The organism is Shinella sp. GW835-FHT14H05 (genome assembly GCF_058793575.1).
The window spans coordinates 72,414-92,703 of sequence record NZ_JBXAFY010000005.1 but is presented as its reverse complement, the minus strand read 5'-3'; the positions used below and the strand labels follow the sequence as shown (position 1 = coordinate 92,703).

Below are 20,290 nucleotides of genomic sequence, written 5' to 3'. Positions count from 1 at the left end.
TGACGGAAGAGGGGAGGAGACGATTTTCCTGAAAACAACCATTCAACGAAAACGGCGGCCAAAGGCCGCCGTTTTGTTTCATGCCGGTTGGCTCGCTCAGCCGGCGGCCTTGTTCTGCCGGTTGGCGATCAGGTCGTCCACGACGGCGGGATCGGCGAGCGTCGACGTGTCGCCGAGTGCGCCGAAATCGTCCTCGGCGATCTTGCGCAGGATGCGGCGCATGATCTTGCCCGAGCGGGTCTTCGGCAGGCCGGGCGCGAACTGGATCTTGTCCGGGGTCGCGATCGGGCCGATCTCCTTGCGCACATGCTTGACGAGATCCTGGCGCAGCGCATCGTTGCCCTCTTCGCCGGCCATCAGCGAAACGTAGCAATAGATGCCCTGGCCCTTGAGGCTGTGCGGATAGCCGACGACGGCGGCTTCGGAGACCAGGTGGTGCGAGACGAGGGCCGATTCGATTTCCGCCGTGCCGAGGCGGTGGCCGGAAATGTTGAGCACGTCGTCGACGCGGCCGGTGATCCAGTAATAACCGTCCTCGTCGCGGCGGCAGCCGTCACCCGTGAAATATTTGCCCTTGTAGGTCGCAAAATAGGTTTCGACGAAGCGCTTGTGATCGCCATAGACGCTGCGCATCTGGCCCGGCCAGCTATCGGTGATGCAGAGATTGCCGTCGGCGGGGCCTTCCAGCACATTGCCCTCGTTGTCGACGAGCTCGGGCTTGATGCCGAAGAAGGGACGTGTCGCGGAGCCAGGCTTCAGGTCCGTCGCGCCCGGCAGCGGGGTGATCAGGATGCCGCCGGTCTCCGTCTGCCACCAGGTATCGACGATCGGCGAACGGCCTTCGCCGACGACGTTGTAATACCATTCCCAGGCTTCCGGGTTGATCGGCTCGCCGACCGAGCCGAGCAGTCGGATCGACGAGCGCGACGAGCGTTTCACGAAAGCATCGCCGGCGCCCATCAGCGCGCGGATCGCCGTCGGCGCGGTGTAGAAGATGTTGACCTTGTGCTTGTCGACAACTTCCCAGAAGCGGCCGGCATCCGGAAAGTTCGGCACGCCTTCGAACATCAGCGTGGTGGCGCGGTTCGCCAGCGGCCCATAGACGATATAGGAATGGCCGGTGACCCAGCCGACATCGGCGGTGCACCAGTAGACGTCGCCGTCCTGATAATCGAAGACGTATTTGTGTGTCATCGAGGCATAGACGAGGTAGCCGGCCGTGGTGTGCAGCACGCCCTTCGGCTTGCCGGTGGAACCGGACGTGTAGAGGATGAAGAGCGGGTCTTCCGCCTTCATCTTTGCCGGCGGACAATCGCGCGGCACGGTCAGCACTTCCTGGTGGTGCCAGAGATCGCGGCCGGGCGCCCAGCCGGTCTTGCCGCCGGTGCGGCGCACCACGAGCACCTTGTTGACGATGACGTGCTGCTTGGCGGCGATATCGATCGCCGTATCCGTGTTTTCCTTGAGCGGGATCGGCTTGCCGCCGCGCACGCCCTCGTCGCAGGTGACGACGAAGGTCGATTCGCAATCGACGATACGGCCGGCCAGCGCATCCGGCGAGAAGCCGCCGAACACCACGGAATGGATGGCGCCGATGCGCGCGCAGGCGAGCATCGCATAGGCCGCTTCCGGGATCATCGGCATGTAGATGGTGACGCGGTCGCCCTTCTTGACGCCGTGTTTCTTCATCACGTTCGCCATGCGGCAGACGTGCTCGTAGAGTTCGTTATAGGTGATCTTCTTGTCGATATAGGGATTGTCGCCTTCCCAGATGATGGCGACATCGTCGCCATGCGCCTTGAGGTGGCGATCGATGCAATTGTAGGAGACGTTGGTGATGCCGTCCTCGAACCACTTGATCGGGACCTTGCCGTTAAAGGACGTGTTCTTGACCTTGGTATAGGGCTTGAACCAGTCGATCCGCATGCCGTGTTTGTCCCAGAAACGCTCCGGGTTCTCGACGCTCTCGCGATACCATTTCTGATAGGTATCGTTGTCGATCAACGCACGGTTCTTCGCGGATTTCAGGACCGGATAGGTCTTTGCGGACATTCATGCCTCCCTTGACTGCGCATGCGCGGGAAGCCGCATTCTCCTTCGGCCCCGCACCTCCTGCGCCATACATATCAGGTCAAATCACCCGGGCAATTAGACAAAGGTCATTTGTCTCTTGAAGAATTGCATTTCTGCGACAGTGGCGTTATAGAGGGCCGAATTCCCGGAACATAGTGGTTAACTACCCCACGACCCGCGACACCGGCGCGGACGGACAGAAGGACTATATGCATGGCTCAGCAGCTCCTCATGCCAAAGGCGACCGCGGTCTGGCTGGTCGACAACACGGCGCTGTCGTTCGACCAGATCGCCACATTCTGCAAACTGCATCCGCTTGAAGTGAAGGCGATCGCCGACGGCGAATCGGCCCAGGGCATCAAGGGTCTCGACCCGATCTCCACCGGCCAGCTTTCCCGCGAGGAGATCGCGCGTGCGGAAGGCAACCCGTATCACAAGCTGAAACTTTCCGAACCGAAGGTTCGCGTGCCGGAATCCAAGCGCAAGGGCCCGCGTTACACGCCGGTCTCCAAGCGCCAGGACCGCCCGAACGCCATTCTCTGGCTCGTGCGCAACCATCCGGAACTGAAGGATGCGCAGATCTCGCGTCTCGTCGGCACGACCAAGTCGACGATCGAGCAGATCCGCGAACGCACCCACTGGAACTCCGCCAACCTCGCGCCGATGGACCCGGTAACGCTGGGCCTCTGCTCGCAGATCGACCTCGACCTCGAAGTCGAACGCGCCTCGAAGGGCCGCCCGCTGCCGACCGCCGCCGAACTCGGCGCGACGCTGGAAGCCGCCCGCGAAACGGAAAAGCTGCCCTACAGCACCGATGTGGAAGAGGAGAAGGAAATCGACGCCGATGCCGTCTTCGCCAAGCTCAAGTCGCTGAAGTCGGCAACGCCCGACGAGGACGAAGACGAGCGCTTCTAAGCGCCGCTTCATCGCAGATCATAAACCGGCCGCCCAAAGCGGCCGGTTTTTTTATTTGGGAACCTACCAACCCCACAACGTCATCCTCGGGCTCGACCCGAGGATCCACCGGCTCGCGCGGAGTGCTGGATGGTCGGGTCAAGCCCGACCATGACGGAGGAGAGGGATGTGGGCACCGGAATCCTCAGCCAATCCGCCGCGTCGACAGGACGTCCGCGATCTCGTCGAGAATGGCCGGATCGTCGATCGTCGCGGGCATCTTCCAGTCCTGCTTGTCGGCGATCTTCTGCATGGTGCCGCGCAGGATTTTTCCCGAGCGCGTCTTCGGCAGGCGTTTCACGCAAAGCGCCGTCTTGAAGGCGGCGACCGGGCCGATGCGCTCGCGCACCAGCGCGATCACCTCCTGCTCCACGAGCGATGATTCACGTGAAACACCGCTCTTCAAAACGAGGAAGCCCGCCGGCAACTGGCCCTTCACCGCATCGGCGATACCGATGACCGCGCATTCGGCGACGTCCGGATGGCTGGCGCAGACCTCCTCCATCGCCCCCGTCGAAAGGCGGTGGCCGGCGACATTGATGATGTCGTCCGTGCGCGACATGATGAAGACGTAGCCGTCCTCGTCCACATAGCCGGCATCGGCCGTCTTGTAATAGCCGGGGAACTCGGCAAGGCAGGTCGTGTGGAACCGCTCGTCGGCATTCCAGAAGGTCGGCAGACAGCCCGGGGGCAGGGGGAGCTTGATGGCGATGTTGCCGAGCGTGCCCGACGCCACCTCGTGGCCGGCATCGTCCAGCACATGCAGCTCGTAGCCCGGCATCGGCACGGTGGGCGAGCCGTGTTTCACGGGCAGGCGGTCGAGGCCGAGCGGGTTGCCGACGATCGCCCACCCCGTCTCCGTCTGCCACCAGTGATCCACTACCGGCACGCCGAGCACGGCCTCCGCCCAGCGGATCGTCTCCGGATCGGCACGCTCGCCCGCCAAAAACAGCGCCCGCAGGCTGGACAGGTCATGGCGTTTCACCAGCAGCCCCTCCGGATCCTCCTTGCGGATCGCGCGGAACGCCGTCGGCGCAGTGAAGAGCACGGAGACCTTGTACTCCTCCACAACCCGCCAGAAGGCCCCGGCATCCGGCGTGCCGACCGGCTTGCCCTCGTACAGCACCGTCGTGCTGCCGTTCAGAAGCGGCGCATAGACGATGTAGGAATGGCCGACGACCCAGCCGATATCGGAAGCCGCCCAATAGACTTCGCCCGGCTCCACGCCGTAGAGCGCCCGCATCGTCCAGGCAAGCGCCACCATATGCCCGCCATTGTCGCGGATGACGCCCTTGGGCTGGCCGGTCGTGCCGGATGTGTAGAGGATATAGAGCGGGTCGGTCGCGGCGAGTGACGCGCAGGGGATTTCCCGCCCCGCGGCCCGCGCTGCCGCCAATGCCGCTCCGAGATCGACATCGCGCGTATCGTGAAGCTCCGCGGCCAGCTCCGGTCGTTGCAGCACGAGGCAATGATCCGGCTTGTGCCGCGCCAACGCGACCGCCGTATCGAGCAACGGCTTGTAGGCGACCACCCGGTTCGGCTCCACGCCGCAGCTTGCTGTGACGACGAGTTTCGCCGTCGAATCATCGATGCGCGCCGCCAGCTCGCTCGCGGCAAAACCACCAAAGACCACCGAATGGATCGCCCCGATGCGCGCGCAGGCGAGCATCGCGAAAATCGCCTCGGGGATCATCGGCATGTAGAGAATGACGCGGTCGCCCTTCGTGACGCCATGATCGACAAGCACGGCCGCCATGGCATTCACCTGCGCAAGCAGGTCGGCATAGCTGTAGCGCGCCTTGCGGCCCGTCACCGGACTATCGTAGATCAGCGCCGCCTGATCGCCGCGTCCCGCGGCCACATGCCGGTCGACGCAATTGTGACAGGTATTGCCCACGGCATCGGGAAACCAGCGCCCATAGACGCCCTGCGCGCCATCGAAAATTTCCACCGGCTCTGTGAACCAGTCGATCGCCCGCGCGGCCTCCGTCCAATGCGTCCTGTGGTCGTCCTTCCAGGCCCGGTAGGTTTCGGCATAAGTTTTCGGCATCGTTTCCTCCCACCCGACCGCGAAACGGCCGGTTTCTCCTCGGGAGAGAATAGGGAAGGGCGCGCGATGCGCAAAGCCAGACGAAAGCCTGAGACGGCGGGGCCGCCGTCTTGCGCTTCGTCAAGCCGAAGGCACGGTCAGCGCGTCCCGAAGATCGCCGAGCCGACGCGCACGCTCGTTGCGCCGAGACCGATGGCAACCTCGTAGTCGCCCGACATGCCCATCGAGAGCTTTTCGAGGCCGCAGCGTTCAGCGAGTTTCGCCAGCAGCGCAAAATGCGGGCCGGGATACTCGTCCGCCGGCGGAATGCACATCAGCCCCTCGATCGAAAGGCCGAGTTCGTCGCGGCAGAGGGCAACGAAGGCAACCGTATCGTCCGGCGCAATGCCGGCCTTCTGCGGCTCAAGGCCGGTATTGACCTGGACATAGAGCCGCAGGCTGCGCCCCTGCCGCGCCATCTCGGCGGCGACGGTGCGCGCGATCTTCTCGCGATCGACCGTCTCGATGACATCGAACAGCGCCACGGCCTCGGCCGTCTTGTTGGATTGCAGCGGGCCGATGAGGTGCAGCTCGATATCCGGCGTCTCGGCGCGAAGACCCGGCCACTTGCCCTCCGCCTCCTGCACGCGGTTCTCGCCGAAGACGCGCTGGCCGGCCTCAATGGCCGGACGGATGGCGTCTGCATCAAAGGTCTTCGAGACCGCGACCAGCGTCACCGCCTGCGGCTCCCGGCCGGCCTCGATGGCGGCCTTGCGCATGCGGTTGCGAACGTCTTCGAGACGGTCCTGCAGGTCCATGGTCATTCTCCCTTCGGCATCATGCTCCGGACCTAGCCAAAATGGCGCCGCTTGCCAAGCCGCGGGCGATGCGACAGAGCCCCGCGGAGCCCACAAAACTTGACGCTTCGGCGGTTTCATGATGAAGGTCTCGCCACTATATTCGCATGGGCGAACCGCCCTCCAAGACTCCCAAAAGACTTCCGGAACATCAAAGACATGGCCACCGAACGTTACAATCCGCGCGATGCCGAACCCCGCTGGCAGGCAAAATGGAACGAAGAAAACGTCTTTCTGACCAAGAACGACGATCCGCGCGAAAAGTACTACGTGCTTGAGATGTTCCCCTATCCGTCGGGCCGCATCCATATGGGCCATGTGCGCAACTATGCCATGGGCGACGTGGTCGCCCGCTACAAGCGTGCGCGCGGCTTCAACGTGCTGCATCCGATGGGTTGGGACGCCTTCGGCATGCCGGCCGAAAACGCCGCCATGCAGAACAAGGTTCACCCCAAGGGCTGGACCTACGAAAACATCGCGACGATGCGCGGGCAGCTGAAATCCATGGGCCTGTCGCTGGACTGGTCGCGTGAATTCGCCACCTGCGACGTCGAATATTACCAGCGCCAGCAGCACCTCTTCCTGGATTTCCTGGAAAAGGGCCTGGTCTACCGCAAGCAGTCCAAGGTCAACTGGGACCCGGTCGACCATACGGTTCTGGCCAACGAACAGGTGATCGACGGCCGCGGCTGGCGGTCCGGCGCGCTGGTCGAACAGCGCGAACTCACCCAGTGGTTCTTCCGCATCACCGATTTCAGCCAGGACCTGCTCGATTCGCTGGACACGCTCGACCAGTGGCCGGAAAAGGTCCGGCTGATGCAGAAGAACTGGATCGGCCGCTCGGAAGGCATGCTGATCCGTTGGGAAATCGCCGAAAGCGCCGGCCTCACGGGCGAAAAGGACGTCACCGTCTACACGACGCGTCCCGACACGCTGTTCGGCGCCTCGTTCCTGGCGATCTCCGCCGACCATCCGCTGGCCAAGGACGCCGCCGCGCAGAACCCCGACATCATGGCCTTCTGCGAGGAATGCCGCCGCGCCGGCACCTCGCTGGCCGCCCTCGAAACCGCCGAGAAGAGGGGCATGGACACGGGCATCCGCGTTCGCCATCCCTTCGACGCGAATTGGGAATTGCCGGTCTATGTCGCGAACTTCGTGCTGATGGATTACGGCACGGGCGCCATCTTCGGCTGCCCCTCCGGCGACCAGCGCGACCTCGACTTCGCCCACAAATACGACCTGCCGGTCGTGCCCGTCGTCATGCCGAAGGACGCCGACGCTGCGACCTTTGCGATCGGCGACGAGGCCTATGTCGGCGACGGCGTGATGATCAATTCCCGCTTCCTCGATGGTCTCAGCACCGAAGATGCCTTCGAGACCGTGGCGAACCGCCTGTCGGCCGTGACCCTCGGCAATGCGCCGCAGGGCGAGCGCAAGGTGAATTTCCGCCTGCGCGACTGGGGCATTTCGCGCCAGCGCTACTGGGGTTGCCCGATCCCGGTCATCCATTGCGACGATTGCGGCTTGGTTCCCGTGCCCAAGGCCGACCTGCCGGTAAAGCTGCCGGACGACGTCACCTTCGACAAGCCCGGCAACCCGCTCGACCGGCATCCGACCTGGCGCCACGTCGCCTGCCCGCATTGCGGCAAGGATGCTCGGCGCGAGACCGACACGATGGACACCTTCGTCGATTCGTCCTGGTATTTCGCCCGCTTCACGGCACCCTGCGAAAACAACCCGACCGATCCGGCCGCCGCCAATGCCTGGCTGCCGGTCGATCAATATATCGGCGGCATCGAGCACGCGATCCTGCACCTGCTCTACTCCCGCTTCTTCACCCGCGCCATGCAGATCTCGGGCCATCTCGACGTCAAGGAGCCCTTCAAGGGCCTCTTCACCCAGGGCATGGTGGTGCACGAGACCTATAGCCGCGGCGAAGGCGCCAAGCGCGAATGGGTGACGCCCGCCGAAATCCGCATCGAGGAACTGGACGGCAAGCGCCGCGCCCTGCACCTCGAATCCGGCGAAGAAATCGCCATCGGCTCGATCGAGAAGATGTCGAAGTCGAAGAAGAACGTCGTCGACCCGGACGATATCATCGCCTCCTACGGCGCCGATACCGCCCGCTTCTTCGTGCTCTCCGATTCCCCGCCGGACCGCGACGTCATCTGGTCGGAAGCCGGCGTCGAAGGCGCACACCGCTTCGTCCAGCGCGTCTGGCGCCTGGTGTCGGAAGCTGCCGTCGCCCTGAAAACCGCCGAAAGCCGTCCGGGCACAGAGGGCGATGCGCTCGCCGTCTCGCAGATCGCACACAAGACGCTGAAGGCCGTGCAGGCCGACTACGACAAGCTCGCCTTCAACAAGGCGGTCGCGCGCATCTACGAATTCGTCAACGCGCTTGCCGCCCCGCTGGCAACCGCTGCCGCCGGCAAGGCCTCGCCCGAGCTCGCGTCCGCGCTGTGCGAGGCCGTCGGCATCCTGATCCGCATCGTCGCCCCCATGACCCCGCATCTCGCCGAAGAGTGCTGGCGGGAGATCGGCGGCGCCGGCCTCGTCGCCACATCCGGCTGGCCGGCCTACCAGAACAGCCTGGTTGCCGATAACGAGGTCACGCTGCCGGTGCAGATCAACGGCAAGAAGCGCGCGGATTTGACAATCGCCCGCGATGCGGACCAGAGTGCGGTCGAAGCGGCCGTGCTGGCGCTCGAAGCCGTCCAGGCCGCGCTCGCCGGCCAACGTCCCAAGAAGATCATCGTCGTACCGCAGAGGATCGTGAATGTTGTTGTCTGACGGAACCGGCCTCTCGCGGTTTGCCAAGGCGCTTGCCGGCCTCGCCATCCTCGGCGCGCTCGCCGGCTGCCAGGTGCGGCCGCTCTATTCCACGGGAAGCGGCACGGAAGGCAAGCTCGCCTCCGTGTCCATTTCAGAAGCGAACGACCGCGTGGAACAGAAGGTTCGCAACGACCTGATCTTCCTCCTCGCCGGTGGCGCCGGCGAGCCGCAGAACGCGACCTATCACCTCGAAATGAACGTCACCGTCCGCAACATTGGCGTGCTCATCGACGTTGCCGACGATATTCCGCGCGCCGGACGCATCGTCGTCGCGGCAGACTATAACCTCGTGAAGACCGACTCCGGCGAAACGCTGGCCTCCGGCAAACGCTCGTCCGTCGCGCTGGTCGATTTCCCGGTACAGGAATTCGCAAAGCTGCGCGCCGTGCGAGATGCGGAAAACCGCGCCGCACGCGAATTGGCAGAGCTGATCCGCGCAGACGTCGCCGCCGCTCTCGGCCGTCGCTGAGCCGGCTATGGCAGAGGTCAAGTCGCACGAATTCGATGGTTTCCTGAAGCGGAAGCCGCTGCCCGTACGGCTCTTCCTTATCTACGGCCCCGATCGCGGCCTGGTTTCCGAACGGGCCGCGGCACTCGCCGCCAACAGCGGCGTTGATCTGGCCGATGCTTTCTCCGTCGTGAAACTCGACGCCGGCGAAATCGGCAACCAGCCCGGCCGCCTTATCGATGAGATGAACGCCATCGGCCTCTTCGGCGGCGATCGCCTCGTCTGGATCCGCAATGCCGGCAGCGAAAAAGGCCTCGCCGACGCGCTCGAAATCCTCGCCGGCATGCCCACCGGCCCTTCCACGCTCATCATCGAGGCCGGCGACCTGAAGAAGGGCGCTGCGCTGCGCAAGGCGGCCGAAACGAGCAGCCAGGCCGCCGCCATAGCCTGTTACGCCGACGACGGACGCGCCTTGCAGGCCCTCATCGACCAGGAACTCGCCACCGAAGGCCTGCGGATCTCCCCCGCTGCCCGGGAACGCCTGGTGGAGACGATCGGCGGCGACCGGCTCGCCTCCCGCAACGAAGTCCGCAAGCTCGCCCTCTATTGCCGCGGCAAGGAGCTGATCGAGGAACTGGATGTCGAAGACATCGTTGGCGACGCCAGCGCAATTTCGACGGACGACGCCATAGACGCGATCCTCAGGGGCGACCGCGACGGTTTCATGCACGCGATCCAGAAGATCGTCTCCTCAAAGACACCGATCTTCCTCGTCTTGCAAGGCTGCCTCAGGCAATTCCAGCTTCTGGAGCTGATGCGCGCCGAAATGGATGAAAAACGGGCGCCCGCGGCGCAAGCCATGGCGACGCTCGGCCGCCATCTTCATTTCCGGCGCAAGCCGATCATCGAAAATGCCCTGAAAACCTGGGCCGGCCCCGCCATCCGCCGTGAAACCCAGCGCCTGCAAGCCGCTATCCTGCAAAGCCGGCAACGCCCGGCATTGGAAGATACGATCGCCATGCAGACCATGCTGGCAACCGTGCTGCAATCGGCCCGGCGCTGAATCCGGCTAAGGACTTTTAGCGCCGTTCCAGAAGTCGGCAGATTTCCTCAAGCTGCTCCAGCGTCTTGTAGGCGATGCGCAGATGGCCACCGCTGCCCTTGTGGTTCACGGATACATCGAGACCGAGAACGTCGGACAGCGTGCGCTCCAGCGCCAGCGTGTCGGCATCCTTCTCGTCCTTGCGCGCGTTCTGGCCGTGGTTCGGATCGGTCTGTGCCTTGATATCGTTTTGGGCAAGCCGTTCCGCATCGCGCACAGACATGCCCTTTGCGACAACCGCCTTGGCCAGTGCAATCGGATCCGACGTCGGGATGAGCGCGCGCGCGTGACCGGCGGAAAGCGTTCCCGAGGCGAGCATTTCACGCACTGGTTCCGGCAGCTTCAGCAGGCGCAAGCTGTTTGCCACATGGCTGCGGCTCTTGCCGATAATTTCGCCGAGATCGTTCTGCGTGTAACCGTGGTCGGCGATCAGGAGCTCATAGCCCATCGCCTCTTCCAGCGGATTGAGGTCCGAGCGCTGGACGTTTTCCACGATGGCGATTTCGAGCGCTGTACGGTCGTCCACGTCACGAATGATGACCGGGATTTCGATCAGCCCGGCGAGCTGCGCCGCCCGCCAGCGCCGCTCCCCAGCGATAATTTCAAAACGATTGTCGGCAATGGTGCGCACCACAACCGGCTGCACGATCCCGTGCTGACGGATGGACGATGCCAGGTCCTGCAGCTCCGACTCGTCGAAATACCGCCGCGGGTTACGCGGGTTGCGGCCGACGAATTCGATCGGCACTTCCCGGTCCGGATTGAGCGCCGGGCGCGCGCCGACATCGGCGGCCGGAAGCTGGTCCATTTCACCGATCAGGGCTGCGAGGCCGCGGCCGAGACGCCGCTTTGAGTTGTCATCGTTCATCGGTTCTACTCACGGATACTGAATTCAGGCCGCCTTACGCTGCCTCTCACGCTGGATCACCTCGGAAGCAAGCTGAAGATAGGCCTGGCTTCCGGCGCATTTGAGGTCATAAAGGATCGCCGGCTTGCCATAGGACGGCGCTTCGGAGACCCGCACATTCCGCGGAATGAGCGTATGATAGACCTTCTCGCCGAGATGCGTGCGCACGTCGTTGACGACCTGCTGCGCCAGATTGTTGCGCGAGTCGAACATGGTGAGCACGATGCCCTGGATATCCAGGCGCGGATTGATCGTGCGGCGCACCTGATCCACCGTCTCAAGCAACTGGCTGAGACCCTCCAGCGCAAAAAACTCGCATTGCAGCGGCACTAGAACGGAATGTGCGGCAGCAAGGGCGTTCATCGTTAGAAGATTGAAGGACGGCGGGCAATCGACGAGCACGTAAGAGTAAGACAGCGCCTCTTCGGAGGCTAACGCCCGCTTCAGACGGAAAACGCGGTCATTCTGCTGCGCGATCTCCATCTCGACTCCGAGCAGGTCCATGGTCGAAGGGATAATCGAGAGGTTCGGCACAGCCGTCTGCAAGACCGTTTCAGCAACACCGTGGCTACCGATTAGCAGATCATAGGAGGAAAACTCGCGGTTCCGGCGATCGATACCGAGACCAGTGCTGGCATTGCCCTGGGGATCCAGGTCGACGATCAACACGCGCTCACCGATCGCGGCCAGCGCGGTCGCCAGATTGATCGCGGTCGTCGTTTTGCCGACGCCGCCTTTCTGGTTTGCAATGGTAATGATTCGGTTCTTTTCGCCTGCCATGGACATCCGCCGATCACTAAATTGTTCGCGAGAGCTTCGAAAGTTCGAGCACAACGGAATCCGGCTCGACAATGCTGGCATGTTTTACCAGATCGAATCTCCACCGACCAAGCGCTTTATCGATCTCCCGTTGGTAATCCCGGCCTTTGTGAAGAAAAAACCGCAAATCGGCATTCCGCTCCGCCCAGGGCAGCCCGAAATCCATCAACAGGTCGAGGTCGGCAAGCGCGCGGGCAGATATGGCATCGCAATGCGCAATCGCCACCGGCGCATCCTCGATGCGAATCGCATGGACGGATGCGCGGGCGCCGGTTTCCAGAATGGCGGTGCGAAGGAAAGCGGCCTTCTTGTTGTTGCTCTCGACCAGATGAACCCAGCCATCCCCTGAGCCTGAGAGCAGAATGCCGGTAACAATCCCGGGAAAACCCCCACCACTCCCCAAGTCGACCCAGGTTCGCGGACCTGGGCAAAGCGAAGAGATCTGTAAGCTATCGACAATATGGCGGCTCCACACCTCTGAAAGCGTGGATGGCGCAACCAGATTGATGGCCTTCGCCCATTTCTGGAAAAGCGCAACAAAGGCGCTCAACCTGTCCACAGTTTCACGTGAAACATTCAGGCCTTTCAGTTCCGACGGCAGACGGTTCATGGGTGTGCAACTCGCTGAACCGTTGCAGGGAGGCGTTTAAGATAGGCAAGCAAGAGGGTAAGCCCTGCAGGCGTCATGCCGTCTACACGTGCGGCCTGAGCAAGATTCGAAGGCTTCGCCGCCGCGAGCTTCTGCCGCAGTTCGATGGAAAGACCCGGCAAGGTGCTGAAATCGAAATCGTCCGGAATTCTCCGCCCCTCCTCGCGCCGCGCCTCCGCAATATCTGTTTCCTGGCGATTCATATAGACGGCGTAGGCTGCTTCGATCTCGATGGCGTCACGAACGCGCCGCGAAAAGCGCCCAAGCTCGTCCCACACGTCAGTCAGTCGCGTGTAATCGATGTCAGGGTAGGCGAGCAGCTCATAGGCGTTCCGACGTACGCCATCCTGGTTGATCTTCAAGCCGTGACCCGCCGCCTCATTCGGCGACAATTTGAGATCGTGGAGCTGCTCGCGGGCCAATCCCATGTCTTCGGACCATTGGCTAAACCGTTGCGTTCGTTCGGTGCCTACGATGCTCAAATTCATACCGACGGGAGTCAGCCGGACATCCGCGTTGTCGGCGCGCAGAGAAAGACGATATTCCGCGCGTGAGGTGAACATGCGATAGGGCTCGGTCACCCCACGCGAGGTGAGATCATCGAGCATGACACCGATATAGCTTTCGGTCCGGCTGAAGACATGGCCGTCCGCACCCGAAGCGCGTCGCGCAGCGTTCAAGCCGGCGACAAGCCCTTGTGCCGCGGCTTCTTCATAACCGGTCGTGCCGTTGATCTGACCTGCCAGGAAGAGGCCAGGCTGCCGTTTGACTTCTAGCGTGGCCGACAATTCGCGCGGATCGACGTGATCATATTCGATCGCGTAGCCCGGTTGCAGGATGGTAACGCGCTCCAGGCCCGGGATTGTGCGAATGAACGCATCCTGCACGTCAGCGGGAAGGGAGGTCGAAATGCCATTGGGATAGACGGTGTCGTCGTCGAGGCCTTCCGGCTCCAGGAAAATCTGGTGACCGTCGCGTTCGCCGAACTTGACGATCTTGTCTTCGATCGAAGGGCAGTAGCGGGGGCCGACACCTTCGATTTGGCCGGAATACATGGCGGATTTGCCGATGTTTTCCTCGATAATGCGGTGAGTAGCTGGCGTCGTTCTCGTCACGCCGCATTCGATCTGCGGCGTGGTAATACGATCCGTCATGAAGGAGAACGGCACAGGGTCTTCGTCCGCCGCCTGGCGCCCTACCGCATTCCAATCAATGGTGCGGCCATCGAGCCGGGCCGGCGTGCCGGTCTTCAGGCGTGCCAATTTGAATCCGAAACGTTCAAATGTTGCAGAGAGCCCAAGTGACGGCTCTTCGCCCACGCGGCCGGCCGGAATCTTTTCGTTGCCGATATGAATGAGTCCGCGCAGGAAAGTACCAGTGGTGATCACAACAGCGCCACAGCCGAGACGCCGGCCGTCCTTCATCACAACGGCACCAATCGTGCCATCCTTGATTTCGAGATCGAAGACATCACCTTCGATCACGTCCAGGCCAGATATCGCCGCAATTTCGGCTTGCATCGCCTCGCGGTAGAGCTTTCGGTCAGCCTGGGTTCGGGGACCACGGACTGCCGGGCCTTTGCGGCGGTTCAGCAAGCGAAACTGGATGCCGGCACGGTCTGCCACCCGCCCCATCAAGCCATCCAAGGCATCAACTTCGCGAACGAGGTGGCCTTTTCCGAGACCACCGATCGCCGGGTTGCAGGACATCACGCCGATCGTCGCCGCCTTGTGTGTGACCAAGGCCGTCTTGGCGCCAGCGCGGGCAGCCGCTGCGGCAGCTTCGACGCCCGCATGGCCGCCGCCGACAACGACAACATCATAGTTCTTTATCATCATGTTGGACCTACCTGTTTCACGTGAAACGCTCAAAGCGACTCGTGTACGTTGTGATGTTTCACGTGAATCATTTGCCTATGCAAAATTCTGAGAAGATGACGTCGAGTAGATTTTCTACATCGACGCGTCCTGTTACGCGACCGAGAGCTTGTGCTGCCAAGCGAAGATACTCCGCTTGCACGTCCAAGCCCGATTCCGCAGACCCCAAAGCAAGTAGTATCTGTTCCCGAGCCATGGTGAGGTTCAGCGCATGCCTCTGTCGGGTTGGAAGCGCTAGGGCACTGCCGGCCTCAAGATCCGGCAGATGCCGGCCGAGGAGATCCAGCAGTTGTGGTATGCCTTCACCCGTTCGTACGGAGATAATAACATCGGCATCGGATTTTGGCCAAGATGCATCTCGCGAATCAGCCTTCGTTTGGACGCGGACAACGGGGACGTCATGGCCTTGAACAAACTCATGCCAATCCGGTTTGTGCTCCGCAGACAGTAAAAGGACCAGATGGGCTTCGGTCATCGAGAGCTGCGTCCGGCGAATGCCTTCTCGTTCAACAATGTCGTCGGTTTCTCGCAGTCCGGCCGTATCGTGGAGTCGTACGGCGAAACCGGCAAGATCGAGATCGACGTCCAGGACGTCGCGTGTGGTTCCCGGTACGTCAGTGACAATGGCGATGTCGCGTTTCGCCAGATAGTTCAGCAGGCTCGACTTCCCGGCATTGGGCGCGCCGACGATGACGACTTTCAGTCCGTCTCGCACGATTTCTCCGGCACGTGCTTCGGCGAGATGGTTAAAGATCTCTTGATCGAGTGTCTGCATGTCGTGCCAGATCTGGCTTGCGACAGAGCCGGGGATGTCGTCCTCGTCAGCGAAATCCAGTTCGGCCTCGATCATCGCGCGGGCATGCGTCAAACGTTTCGCCCACGAATCGTAGAGTCGGGAGAGCCCGCCGGATGCCTGTTCGGCCGCGAGGCGGCGTTGCATTTCGGTTTCAGCGGCGATCAGGTCGGCGAGGCCTTCGACCTCGACCAGATCCATGCGGCCGTTCAAGAACGCGCGGCGGGAGAATTCGCCGGCTTCGGCAGCGCGCAAACCCTCCATGTCCTCCAGGGCGGCCAGAACGGCTTTTACAGTCGCACGACCGCCGTGAATCTGGAGTTCGGCGCAATCTTCCCCGGTAAAGGAATTGGGCGCGGGGAAAAACAGGATGATGCCGTCGTCGAGTTTTTCGCCGTTGCGGTTCCGAATCAATTGCAGCGATGCGCGTCGTTCGGGTGGAACACGCCCACAAAGAGACTGGATTGCCTGGACGCTCGCCGGGCCGCTGAGGCGAATCACGGCGACACCGGAGGGCAAGCCGCCGCTCGACAGAGCGAAAATCGTATCGGAGGTGTTCATAGACTCAACATTCCGGGTACGAATCGATTCTTCTGTTTCGGGACAGAATCGACTTTCTTTCATGAAACGAAAATGGTCCCGTCTTGCAACGGGACCATGCGGTTAAGCAAAAATGAAGACCAAATTAGGTGTTCATGGAATCGAAGAAATCGCCGTTGCTCTTCGTCTGCTTCAGCTTGTCGATCAGGAACTCGATCGCATCCGTGGTGCCCATCGGGGACAGGATACGGCGGAGAACGAAAATCTTCTGGAGGTCCTGGCGCGGAACCAGCAGGTCTTCCTTGCGGGTGCCGGACTTGAGGATGTCCATTGCCGGGAAGATGCGCTTGTCGGCGACCTTGCGGTCCAGCACGATTTCCGAGTTGCCGGTGCCCTTGAACTCTTCGAAGATGACTTCGTCCATGCGGCTGCCGGTGTCGATCAGCGCTGTCGCGATGATGGTCAGCGAGCCACCTTCCTCGATGTTACGGGCGGCACCGAAGAAGCGCTTCGGACGCTGCAGGGCGTTGGCGTCGACACCGCCGGTCAGGACCTTGCCGGATGACGGCACGACCGTGTTGTAGGCGCGGCCGAGGCGGGTGATCGAATCGAGCAGGATGACGACGTCACGGCCGTGTTCGACAAGGCGCTTTGCCTTCTCGATGACCATTTCGGCGACCTGGACGTGGCGCGTCGCGGGTTCGTCGAAGGTCGAGGAAACGACTTCGCCCTTCACCGAGCGCTGCATGTCCGTCACTTCTTCCGGCCGCTCGTCGATGAGCAGCACGATAAGATAACATTCCGGATGGTTTGCCGTGATCGAATGGGCGATGTTCTGCAGGAGAACCGTCTTACCCGTGCGCGGCGGCGCGACGATCAGGCCGCGCTGACCCTTGCCGAGCGGTGCCACGAGATCGATGACGCGCGGCGACAGGTCCTTCGAGGTGGGGATTTCGAGTTCCATCTTGAAGCGCTCGTTCGGGTAGAGCGGCGTCAGGTTGTCGAAATGGACCTTGTGACGGATCTTTTCCGGATCATCGAAATTGATCGTGTTGACCTTGAGGAGCGCGAAATAACGTTCGCCTTCCTTGGGGCCGCGGATCGGGCCTTCGACCGTATCGCCGGTCTTCAGCGAGAAGCGGCGGATCTGGGAGGGCGAAATGTAGATATCGTCCGGACCCGGCAGGTAGTTCGCATTGGCGGAGCGCAGGAAGCCAAAACCGTCCTGCAGCACTTCGACGACGCCTTCGCCGATGATTTCGACCTCTTGCTCAGCCAGCATCTTCAGGATGGCAAACATCAGTTCCTGTTTGCGCATCGTGCTCGCGTTTTCGACCTCAAGCGATTCGGCAAAGGCGAGGAGATCGGTCGGAGTCTTGTTCTTGAGGTCTTGTAGCTTCATTTCGGCCATGAATGGTCCATGCTGGTGGTCGTCGGGATGGGAAAAGGCGTGCGGGTCAAGGACGAACTGCGCGGGGTCCGGTGCAGTCCACTGAACGAAGTCACATGCCACGAGAGATGAGATGCTCGGAAAATAGCTGTTCCGGTCGATGCTCGCAAGGGGGCTTGGGAATTTCGTCGGTTTTGTTGCAGACGGCCTCAGAACGGTTTGACGACGACGAGCACGACGATGAGGATCATCAGGAGCGCCGGCGCCTCGTTCCAGAAGCGCCACTGCCGGCCGGTCTTGGTGTTGCGGTCTTCGGCGAAGGCCTTTACGGCGCGGCCGTAATAGTGGTGGACGCCGGTGAGGAGCACGACGAAGGCGAGCTTGGCATGCAGCCAGCCGCCCTGGAAACCGTAAACCGACCAAGCGAGATAGAGGCCAAGCAGCCAAGCAAGGCCCATCGCCGGCTGCATGATGACCCGGTAGAGCCGCTGTTCCATCACCTTGAAGGTTTCCGACTGGGCGGAACCGACAGGCGCATCGGTGTGGTAGACGAAGAGGCGCGGCAGGTAGAGCAGGCCCGACATCCAGGAGATGACGGCGATGATGTGCAGCGCCTTGATCCACAGGTAGAGGTCATCCGGCGGATAAGCGATCAGGACGGCCGCCAGGAGGGCGAAAAGCGTGAGCGCGACGGCGGCGCGCAGCCGCGCGCGGCGCCCCGCACTTTCGCCCGTCTGCTTCTCGCTCACCGGGCTTCTCCACGCACCCGCGCCACGAGGCGGGCGACGTTTTCCGGATCGGCCTGCGGCGTAATGCCGTGGCCGAGATTGAAAATCAGCGGGCCGTTGCCGAGGGCTTGCAGGATGGCGTCGATGCCGTCGTCGAGCGCCGCACCGCCTGCAACGACCCGCATCGGATCGAGATTGCCCTGGATAGGACCGTCCTTCTGCAACTCCGCGGCGACGGAAAGCGGCACCGACCAGTCGAGGCCGATGGCGTCCGCGCCGGTCTGCTGCCGGTAGGATTTCAGGAGCAGGCCTGCTCCCTTGGCAAAGGCGATGATCTTGGCCTGTGGGCGGCGGGCTTTGACCGATGCGATGATCCGCTGCACCGGGCGCACGGCGAAATCGGCGAATTCCCGCTCGCCGAGAACGCCGGCCCAGGAATCGAAGATCTGCACCGCATCGGCACCTGCGTCGATCTGCGCAACCAGATAATCGGCCGAGAGTTCTGCGAGCACGTCGAGCAGGTGTGCAAAGGCGCGCGGCTCGCGATAGGCGAAAAGCCGGGCCGGCGCCTGATCGGGTGTGCCGTGACCGGCGATCATGTAGGTCGCAACGGTCCAGGGGGCGCCGCAGAAGCCGAGCAGCGCCGTTTCCTCGGGGAGGGTCCGGCGGATGCGAGAGACCGCCTCCATGACGGGCTGCAGGTGGTTTGCGACAGTGTCGCCCTTCAGGGCCAGGATGCCGTCGACGTCGATCGGATCGAGCCGCGGGCCATGACCCTCTTCGAAGCGCACGTTGCGCTTCAATGCATCGGGAATGACGAGGATATCGGAAAACAGGATTGCCGCATCGAAGCCGTAGCGCCGGATCGGCTGGAGCGTCACCTCCGTTGCCAGCTCCGGCGAATAACAGAGATCGAGGAAACTCCCTGCTCGTGCACGCACTTCCCGATATTCCGGCAGGTAACGCCCAGCCTGGCGCATCAGCCAGAGGGGAGGGGGAGAGACCGTCTTGCCATTCAGCACATCGACGATCTTCCGGCTTTTCACTGACACCGCAGGGTTCTCCCAATAAAGAAATAATCTCTTTTAAGAAGGTTTCTATTTCTTAGAGTCGGTGACTATCAAGGATTAAATCCTCTCCACAGGAAGCCGGCTTCCGCACACAGGCACCGGAAAAGTTCGTGGCTGTGTGATGTTTTCGGCAGCAAAACAGGGAAAACCGGATTCCATCCATGGAATCAAAACGATCCGGCGGCGCTCAAAAAAGCCTTCCTGTGGATGAGGTGTGGAGAAGCGCGACACTTTGCCCGTCGGTGAGTCTTATCCACATGGCCGCCCGATCCCTCTCCCGCTTTGCGCCATTTGTGGATAAATCGGCACTTGTCCTCTTGCCTCCGGACCCCTCCCGTTCTTAGCTCGTGGCTGTCCCGGTTCATCAACAGGGGGCGGAGGATATTGTGGAAAGCACCAAAAACTACTTCCATCTCCACCTGATTTCGGACTCGACGGGCGAGACTCTCATTGCGGCCGGCCGCGCCGTGGCGGCGCAGTTCCAGTCCTCGCAGGCGCTGGAACATGTCTATCCGCTGATCCGCAACCGCAAGCAGCTGATGCCCGTGCTCGATGCCATCGATGGCGCGCCGGGCATCGTGCTCTATACGATCGTCGACCGGGACCTGTCGCAGATCATCGACCAGCGCTGCCGCGAGATGGGCGTGCCCTGCGTTTCCGTGCTCGAACCGGTAATCGATCTGTTCCAGTCCTATCTCGGTGCGCCGTCGCGCCGCCGAGTGGGTGCGCAGCATGTGATGGATGCGGATTATTTCGCGCGCATCGATGCGCTGAATTTCACGATGGACCATGACGACGGGCAATTGCCGGCCGATCTGGACGAGGCGGATGTCATTCTTGTCGGCATCAGCCGGACGTCGAAGACACCGACGAGCATCTATCTCGCCAACCGCGGCATCAAGACGGCGAATGTGCCGATCGTGCTGGGCGTGCCGCTGCCCGACCGGCTGTCGAGCGCGACGAAGCCCTTGATCGTCGGCCTGATCGCCACGACGGACCGGATTTCCCAGGTGCGGCAGAACCGGGTGCTCGGCCAGGCGCAGGGCTTTCGCGGCGAGGATTATGTCGACCGGGCACAGATTTCCGAAGAGCTGAAATTTGCCCGCGCGCTCTGCACGCGCCACAACTGGCCGATCATCGATGTCACGCGCCGCTCGATCGAGGAAACCGCGGCGGCCATCGTTGCTCTTCGGCCCAAGCTCCGCTAACGCGGGGCGCATAA

The 20,290-nt window shown here is 62.2% G+C and carries 16 protein-coding genes; 5 read left to right on the top strand and 11 right to left on the bottom strand.

From position 1 onward, the window contains the following. Window positions 1-96: 96 nt before the first annotated feature. Window positions 97-2,052: an acetate--CoA ligase gene (gene acs, locus AC1Q6Z_RS17195; RefSeq protein ID WP_492648671.1), complete on the bottom strand. Its 1,956-nt coding sequence runs from the start codon at window positions 2,050-2,052 to the stop codon at window positions 97-99. 234 nt (window positions 2,053-2,286) lie between these two features. Here acs and AC1Q6Z_RS17190 point away from each other — a divergent pair, with 234 nt between their 5' ends. Beyond that, window positions 2,287-2,988 (top strand): DUF1013 domain-containing protein, encoded by a 702-nt coding sequence (locus tag AC1Q6Z_RS17190; protein ID WP_256120473.1) that lies wholly within the window; start codon window positions 2,287-2,289, stop codon window positions 2,986-2,988. 184 nt (window positions 2,989-3,172) lie between these two features. Here the strand turns inward: AC1Q6Z_RS17190 and AC1Q6Z_RS17185 are convergent, their stop codons facing one another. Continuing rightward, window positions 3,173-5,077 (bottom strand): propionyl-CoA synthetase, encoded by a 1,905-nt coding sequence (locus AC1Q6Z_RS17185; protein ID WP_492648670.1) that lies wholly within the window; start codon window positions 5,075-5,077, stop codon window positions 3,173-3,175. Between the two features lie 137 nt (window positions 5,078-5,214). Next, on the bottom strand, window positions 5,215-5,874 hold the full coding sequence (locus AC1Q6Z_RS17180; protein ID WP_492648669.1) for a YggS family pyridoxal phosphate-dependent enzyme: 660 nt from the start codon (window positions 5,872-5,874) through the stop codon (window positions 5,215-5,217). 198 nt (window positions 5,875-6,072) lie between these two features. Here AC1Q6Z_RS17180 and leuS point away from each other — a divergent pair, with 198 nt between their 5' ends. Genes leuS through holA form a run of 3 tightly spaced genes read left to right on the top strand, consistent with a single transcriptional unit; the run spans window position 6,073 to window position 10,256 of the window. After that, complete coding sequence (gene leuS, locus AC1Q6Z_RS17175; RefSeq protein WP_492648668.1) at window positions 6,073-8,703, top strand: leucine--tRNA ligase; 2,631 nt, start codon at window positions 6,073-6,075, stop codon at window positions 8,701-8,703. After that, the gene (gene lptE / locus AC1Q6Z_RS17170) at window positions 8,690-9,214 is read left to right on the top strand and encodes an LPS assembly lipoprotein LptE (protein WP_256120469.1); all 525 of its coding nucleotides are present in this window, start codon (window positions 8,690-8,692) and stop codon (window positions 9,212-9,214) included. Before leuS ends, lptE begins: the two co-directional genes overlap by 14 nt. Before the next feature lie 7 nt (window positions 9,215-9,221). Then, complete coding sequence (gene holA / locus AC1Q6Z_RS17165) at window positions 9,222-10,256, top strand: DNA polymerase III subunit delta (RefSeq protein ID WP_492648667.1); 1,035 nt, start codon at window positions 9,222-9,224, stop codon at window positions 10,254-10,256. A 16-nt stretch (window positions 10,257-10,272) separates the two neighbouring features. Here the strand turns inward: holA and AC1Q6Z_RS17160 are convergent, their stop codons facing one another. From AC1Q6Z_RS17160 to hemE, 8 genes are all read right to left on the bottom strand, one after another. Continuing rightward, window positions 10,273-11,163 carry a ParB/RepB/Spo0J family partition protein gene (locus AC1Q6Z_RS17160; RefSeq protein WP_492648666.1) on the bottom strand — a complete coding sequence of 297 codons (891 nt, stop codon included), beginning with the start codon at window positions 11,161-11,163 and terminating at the stop codon, window positions 10,273-10,275. A gap of 24 nt (window positions 11,164-11,187) precedes the next feature. After that, window positions 11,188-11,982, bottom strand: a complete 795-nt coding sequence (locus AC1Q6Z_RS17155) for a ParA family protein (protein ID WP_439618604.1) — start codon at window positions 11,980-11,982, stop codon at window positions 11,188-11,190. A 16-nt stretch (window positions 11,983-11,998) separates the two neighbouring features. Beyond that, on the bottom strand, window positions 11,999-12,631 hold the full coding sequence (gene rsmG / locus AC1Q6Z_RS17150) for a 16S rRNA (guanine(527)-N(7))-methyltransferase RsmG (protein ID WP_492648665.1): 633 nt from the start codon (window positions 12,629-12,631) through the stop codon (window positions 11,999-12,001). After that, complete coding sequence (gene mnmG / locus AC1Q6Z_RS17145) at window positions 12,628-14,505, bottom strand: tRNA uridine-5-carboxymethylaminomethyl(34) synthesis enzyme MnmG (RefSeq protein WP_492648817.1); 1,878 nt, start codon at window positions 14,503-14,505, stop codon at window positions 12,628-12,630. Before mnmG ends, rsmG begins: the two co-directional genes overlap by 4 nt. A gap of 70 nt (window positions 14,506-14,575) precedes the next feature. Continuing rightward, entirely contained in the window at window positions 14,576-15,901 is a 1,326-nt protein-coding gene (gene mnmE, locus AC1Q6Z_RS17140; protein ID WP_492648664.1) for a tRNA uridine-5-carboxymethylaminomethyl(34) synthesis GTPase MnmE, read from the bottom strand. A gap of 124 nt (window positions 15,902-16,025) precedes the next feature. Beyond that, complete coding sequence (gene rho, locus AC1Q6Z_RS17135; RefSeq protein WP_256120463.1) at window positions 16,026-17,291, bottom strand: transcription termination factor Rho; 1,266 nt, start codon at window positions 17,289-17,291, stop codon at window positions 16,026-16,028. 188 nt (window positions 17,292-17,479) lie between these two features. Continuing rightward, window positions 17,480-18,019 carry a protoporphyrinogen oxidase HemJ gene (gene hemJ, locus AC1Q6Z_RS17130; RefSeq protein ID WP_256120462.1) on the bottom strand — a complete coding sequence of 180 codons (540 nt, stop codon included), beginning with the start codon at window positions 18,017-18,019 and terminating at the stop codon, window positions 17,480-17,482. Then, the gene (gene hemE / locus AC1Q6Z_RS17125; protein ID WP_492648663.1) at window positions 18,016-19,050 is read right to left on the bottom strand and encodes a uroporphyrinogen decarboxylase; all 1,035 of its coding nucleotides are present in this window, start codon (window positions 19,048-19,050) and stop codon (window positions 18,016-18,018) included. The genes hemJ and hemE overlap by 4 nt, the downstream gene beginning before the upstream one ends. Before the next feature lie 404 nt (window positions 19,051-19,454). Between hemE and AC1Q6Z_RS17120 the strand changes: the two genes are divergently transcribed. Continuing rightward, window positions 19,455-20,276 carry a pyruvate, water dikinase regulatory protein gene (locus AC1Q6Z_RS17120; protein ID WP_256120460.1) on the top strand — a complete coding sequence of 274 codons (822 nt, stop codon included), beginning with the start codon at window positions 19,455-19,457 and terminating at the stop codon, window positions 20,274-20,276. Window positions 20,277-20,290: the final 14 nt, after the last annotated feature.

Coding starts and splice junctions, on each gene's coding strand:
- rsmG (WP_492648665.1), bottom strand. CDS start 12,631: ATGAACCGTCTGCCGTCGGAACTGAAAGGCCTGAATGTTTCACGTGAA.
- mnmE (WP_492648664.1), bottom strand. CDS start 15,901: ATGAACACCTCCGATACGATTTTCGCTCTGTCGAGCGGCGGCTTGCCC.
- lptE (WP_256120469.1), top strand. CDS start 8,690: ATGTTGTTGTCTGACGGAACCGGCCTCTCGCGGTTTGCCAAGGCGCTT.
- AC1Q6Z_RS17180 (WP_492648669.1), bottom strand. CDS start 5,874: ATGGACCTGCAGGACCGTCTCGAAGACGTTCGCAACCGCATGCGCAAG.
- AC1Q6Z_RS17190 (WP_256120473.1), top strand. CDS start 2,287: ATGGCTCAGCAGCTCCTCATGCCAAAGGCGACCGCGGTCTGGCTGGTC.
- AC1Q6Z_RS17185 (WP_492648670.1), bottom strand. CDS start 5,077: ATGCCGAAAACTTATGCCGAAACCTACCGGGCCTGGAAGGACGACCAC.
- rho (WP_256120463.1), bottom strand. CDS start 17,291: ATGGCCGAAATGAAGCTACAAGACCTCAAGAACAAGACTCCGACCGAT.
- mnmG (WP_492648817.1), bottom strand. CDS start 14,505: ATGATAAAGAACTATGATGTTGTCGTTGTCGGCGGCGGCCATGCGGGC.
- AC1Q6Z_RS17155 (WP_439618604.1), bottom strand. CDS start 11,982: ATGGCAGGCGAAAAGAACCGAATCATTACCATTGCAAACCAGAAAGGC.
- acs (WP_492648671.1), bottom strand. CDS start 2,052: ATGTCCGCAAAGACCTATCCGGTCCTGAAATCCGCGAAGAACCGTGCG.
- holA (WP_492648667.1), top strand. CDS start 9,222: ATGGCAGAGGTCAAGTCGCACGAATTCGATGGTTTCCTGAAGCGGAAG.
- leuS (WP_492648668.1), top strand. CDS start 6,073: ATGGCCACCGAACGTTACAATCCGCGCGATGCCGAACCCCGCTGGCAG.
- AC1Q6Z_RS17160 (WP_492648666.1), bottom strand. CDS start 11,163: ATGAACGATGACAACTCAAAGCGGCGTCTCGGCCGCGGCCTCGCAGCC.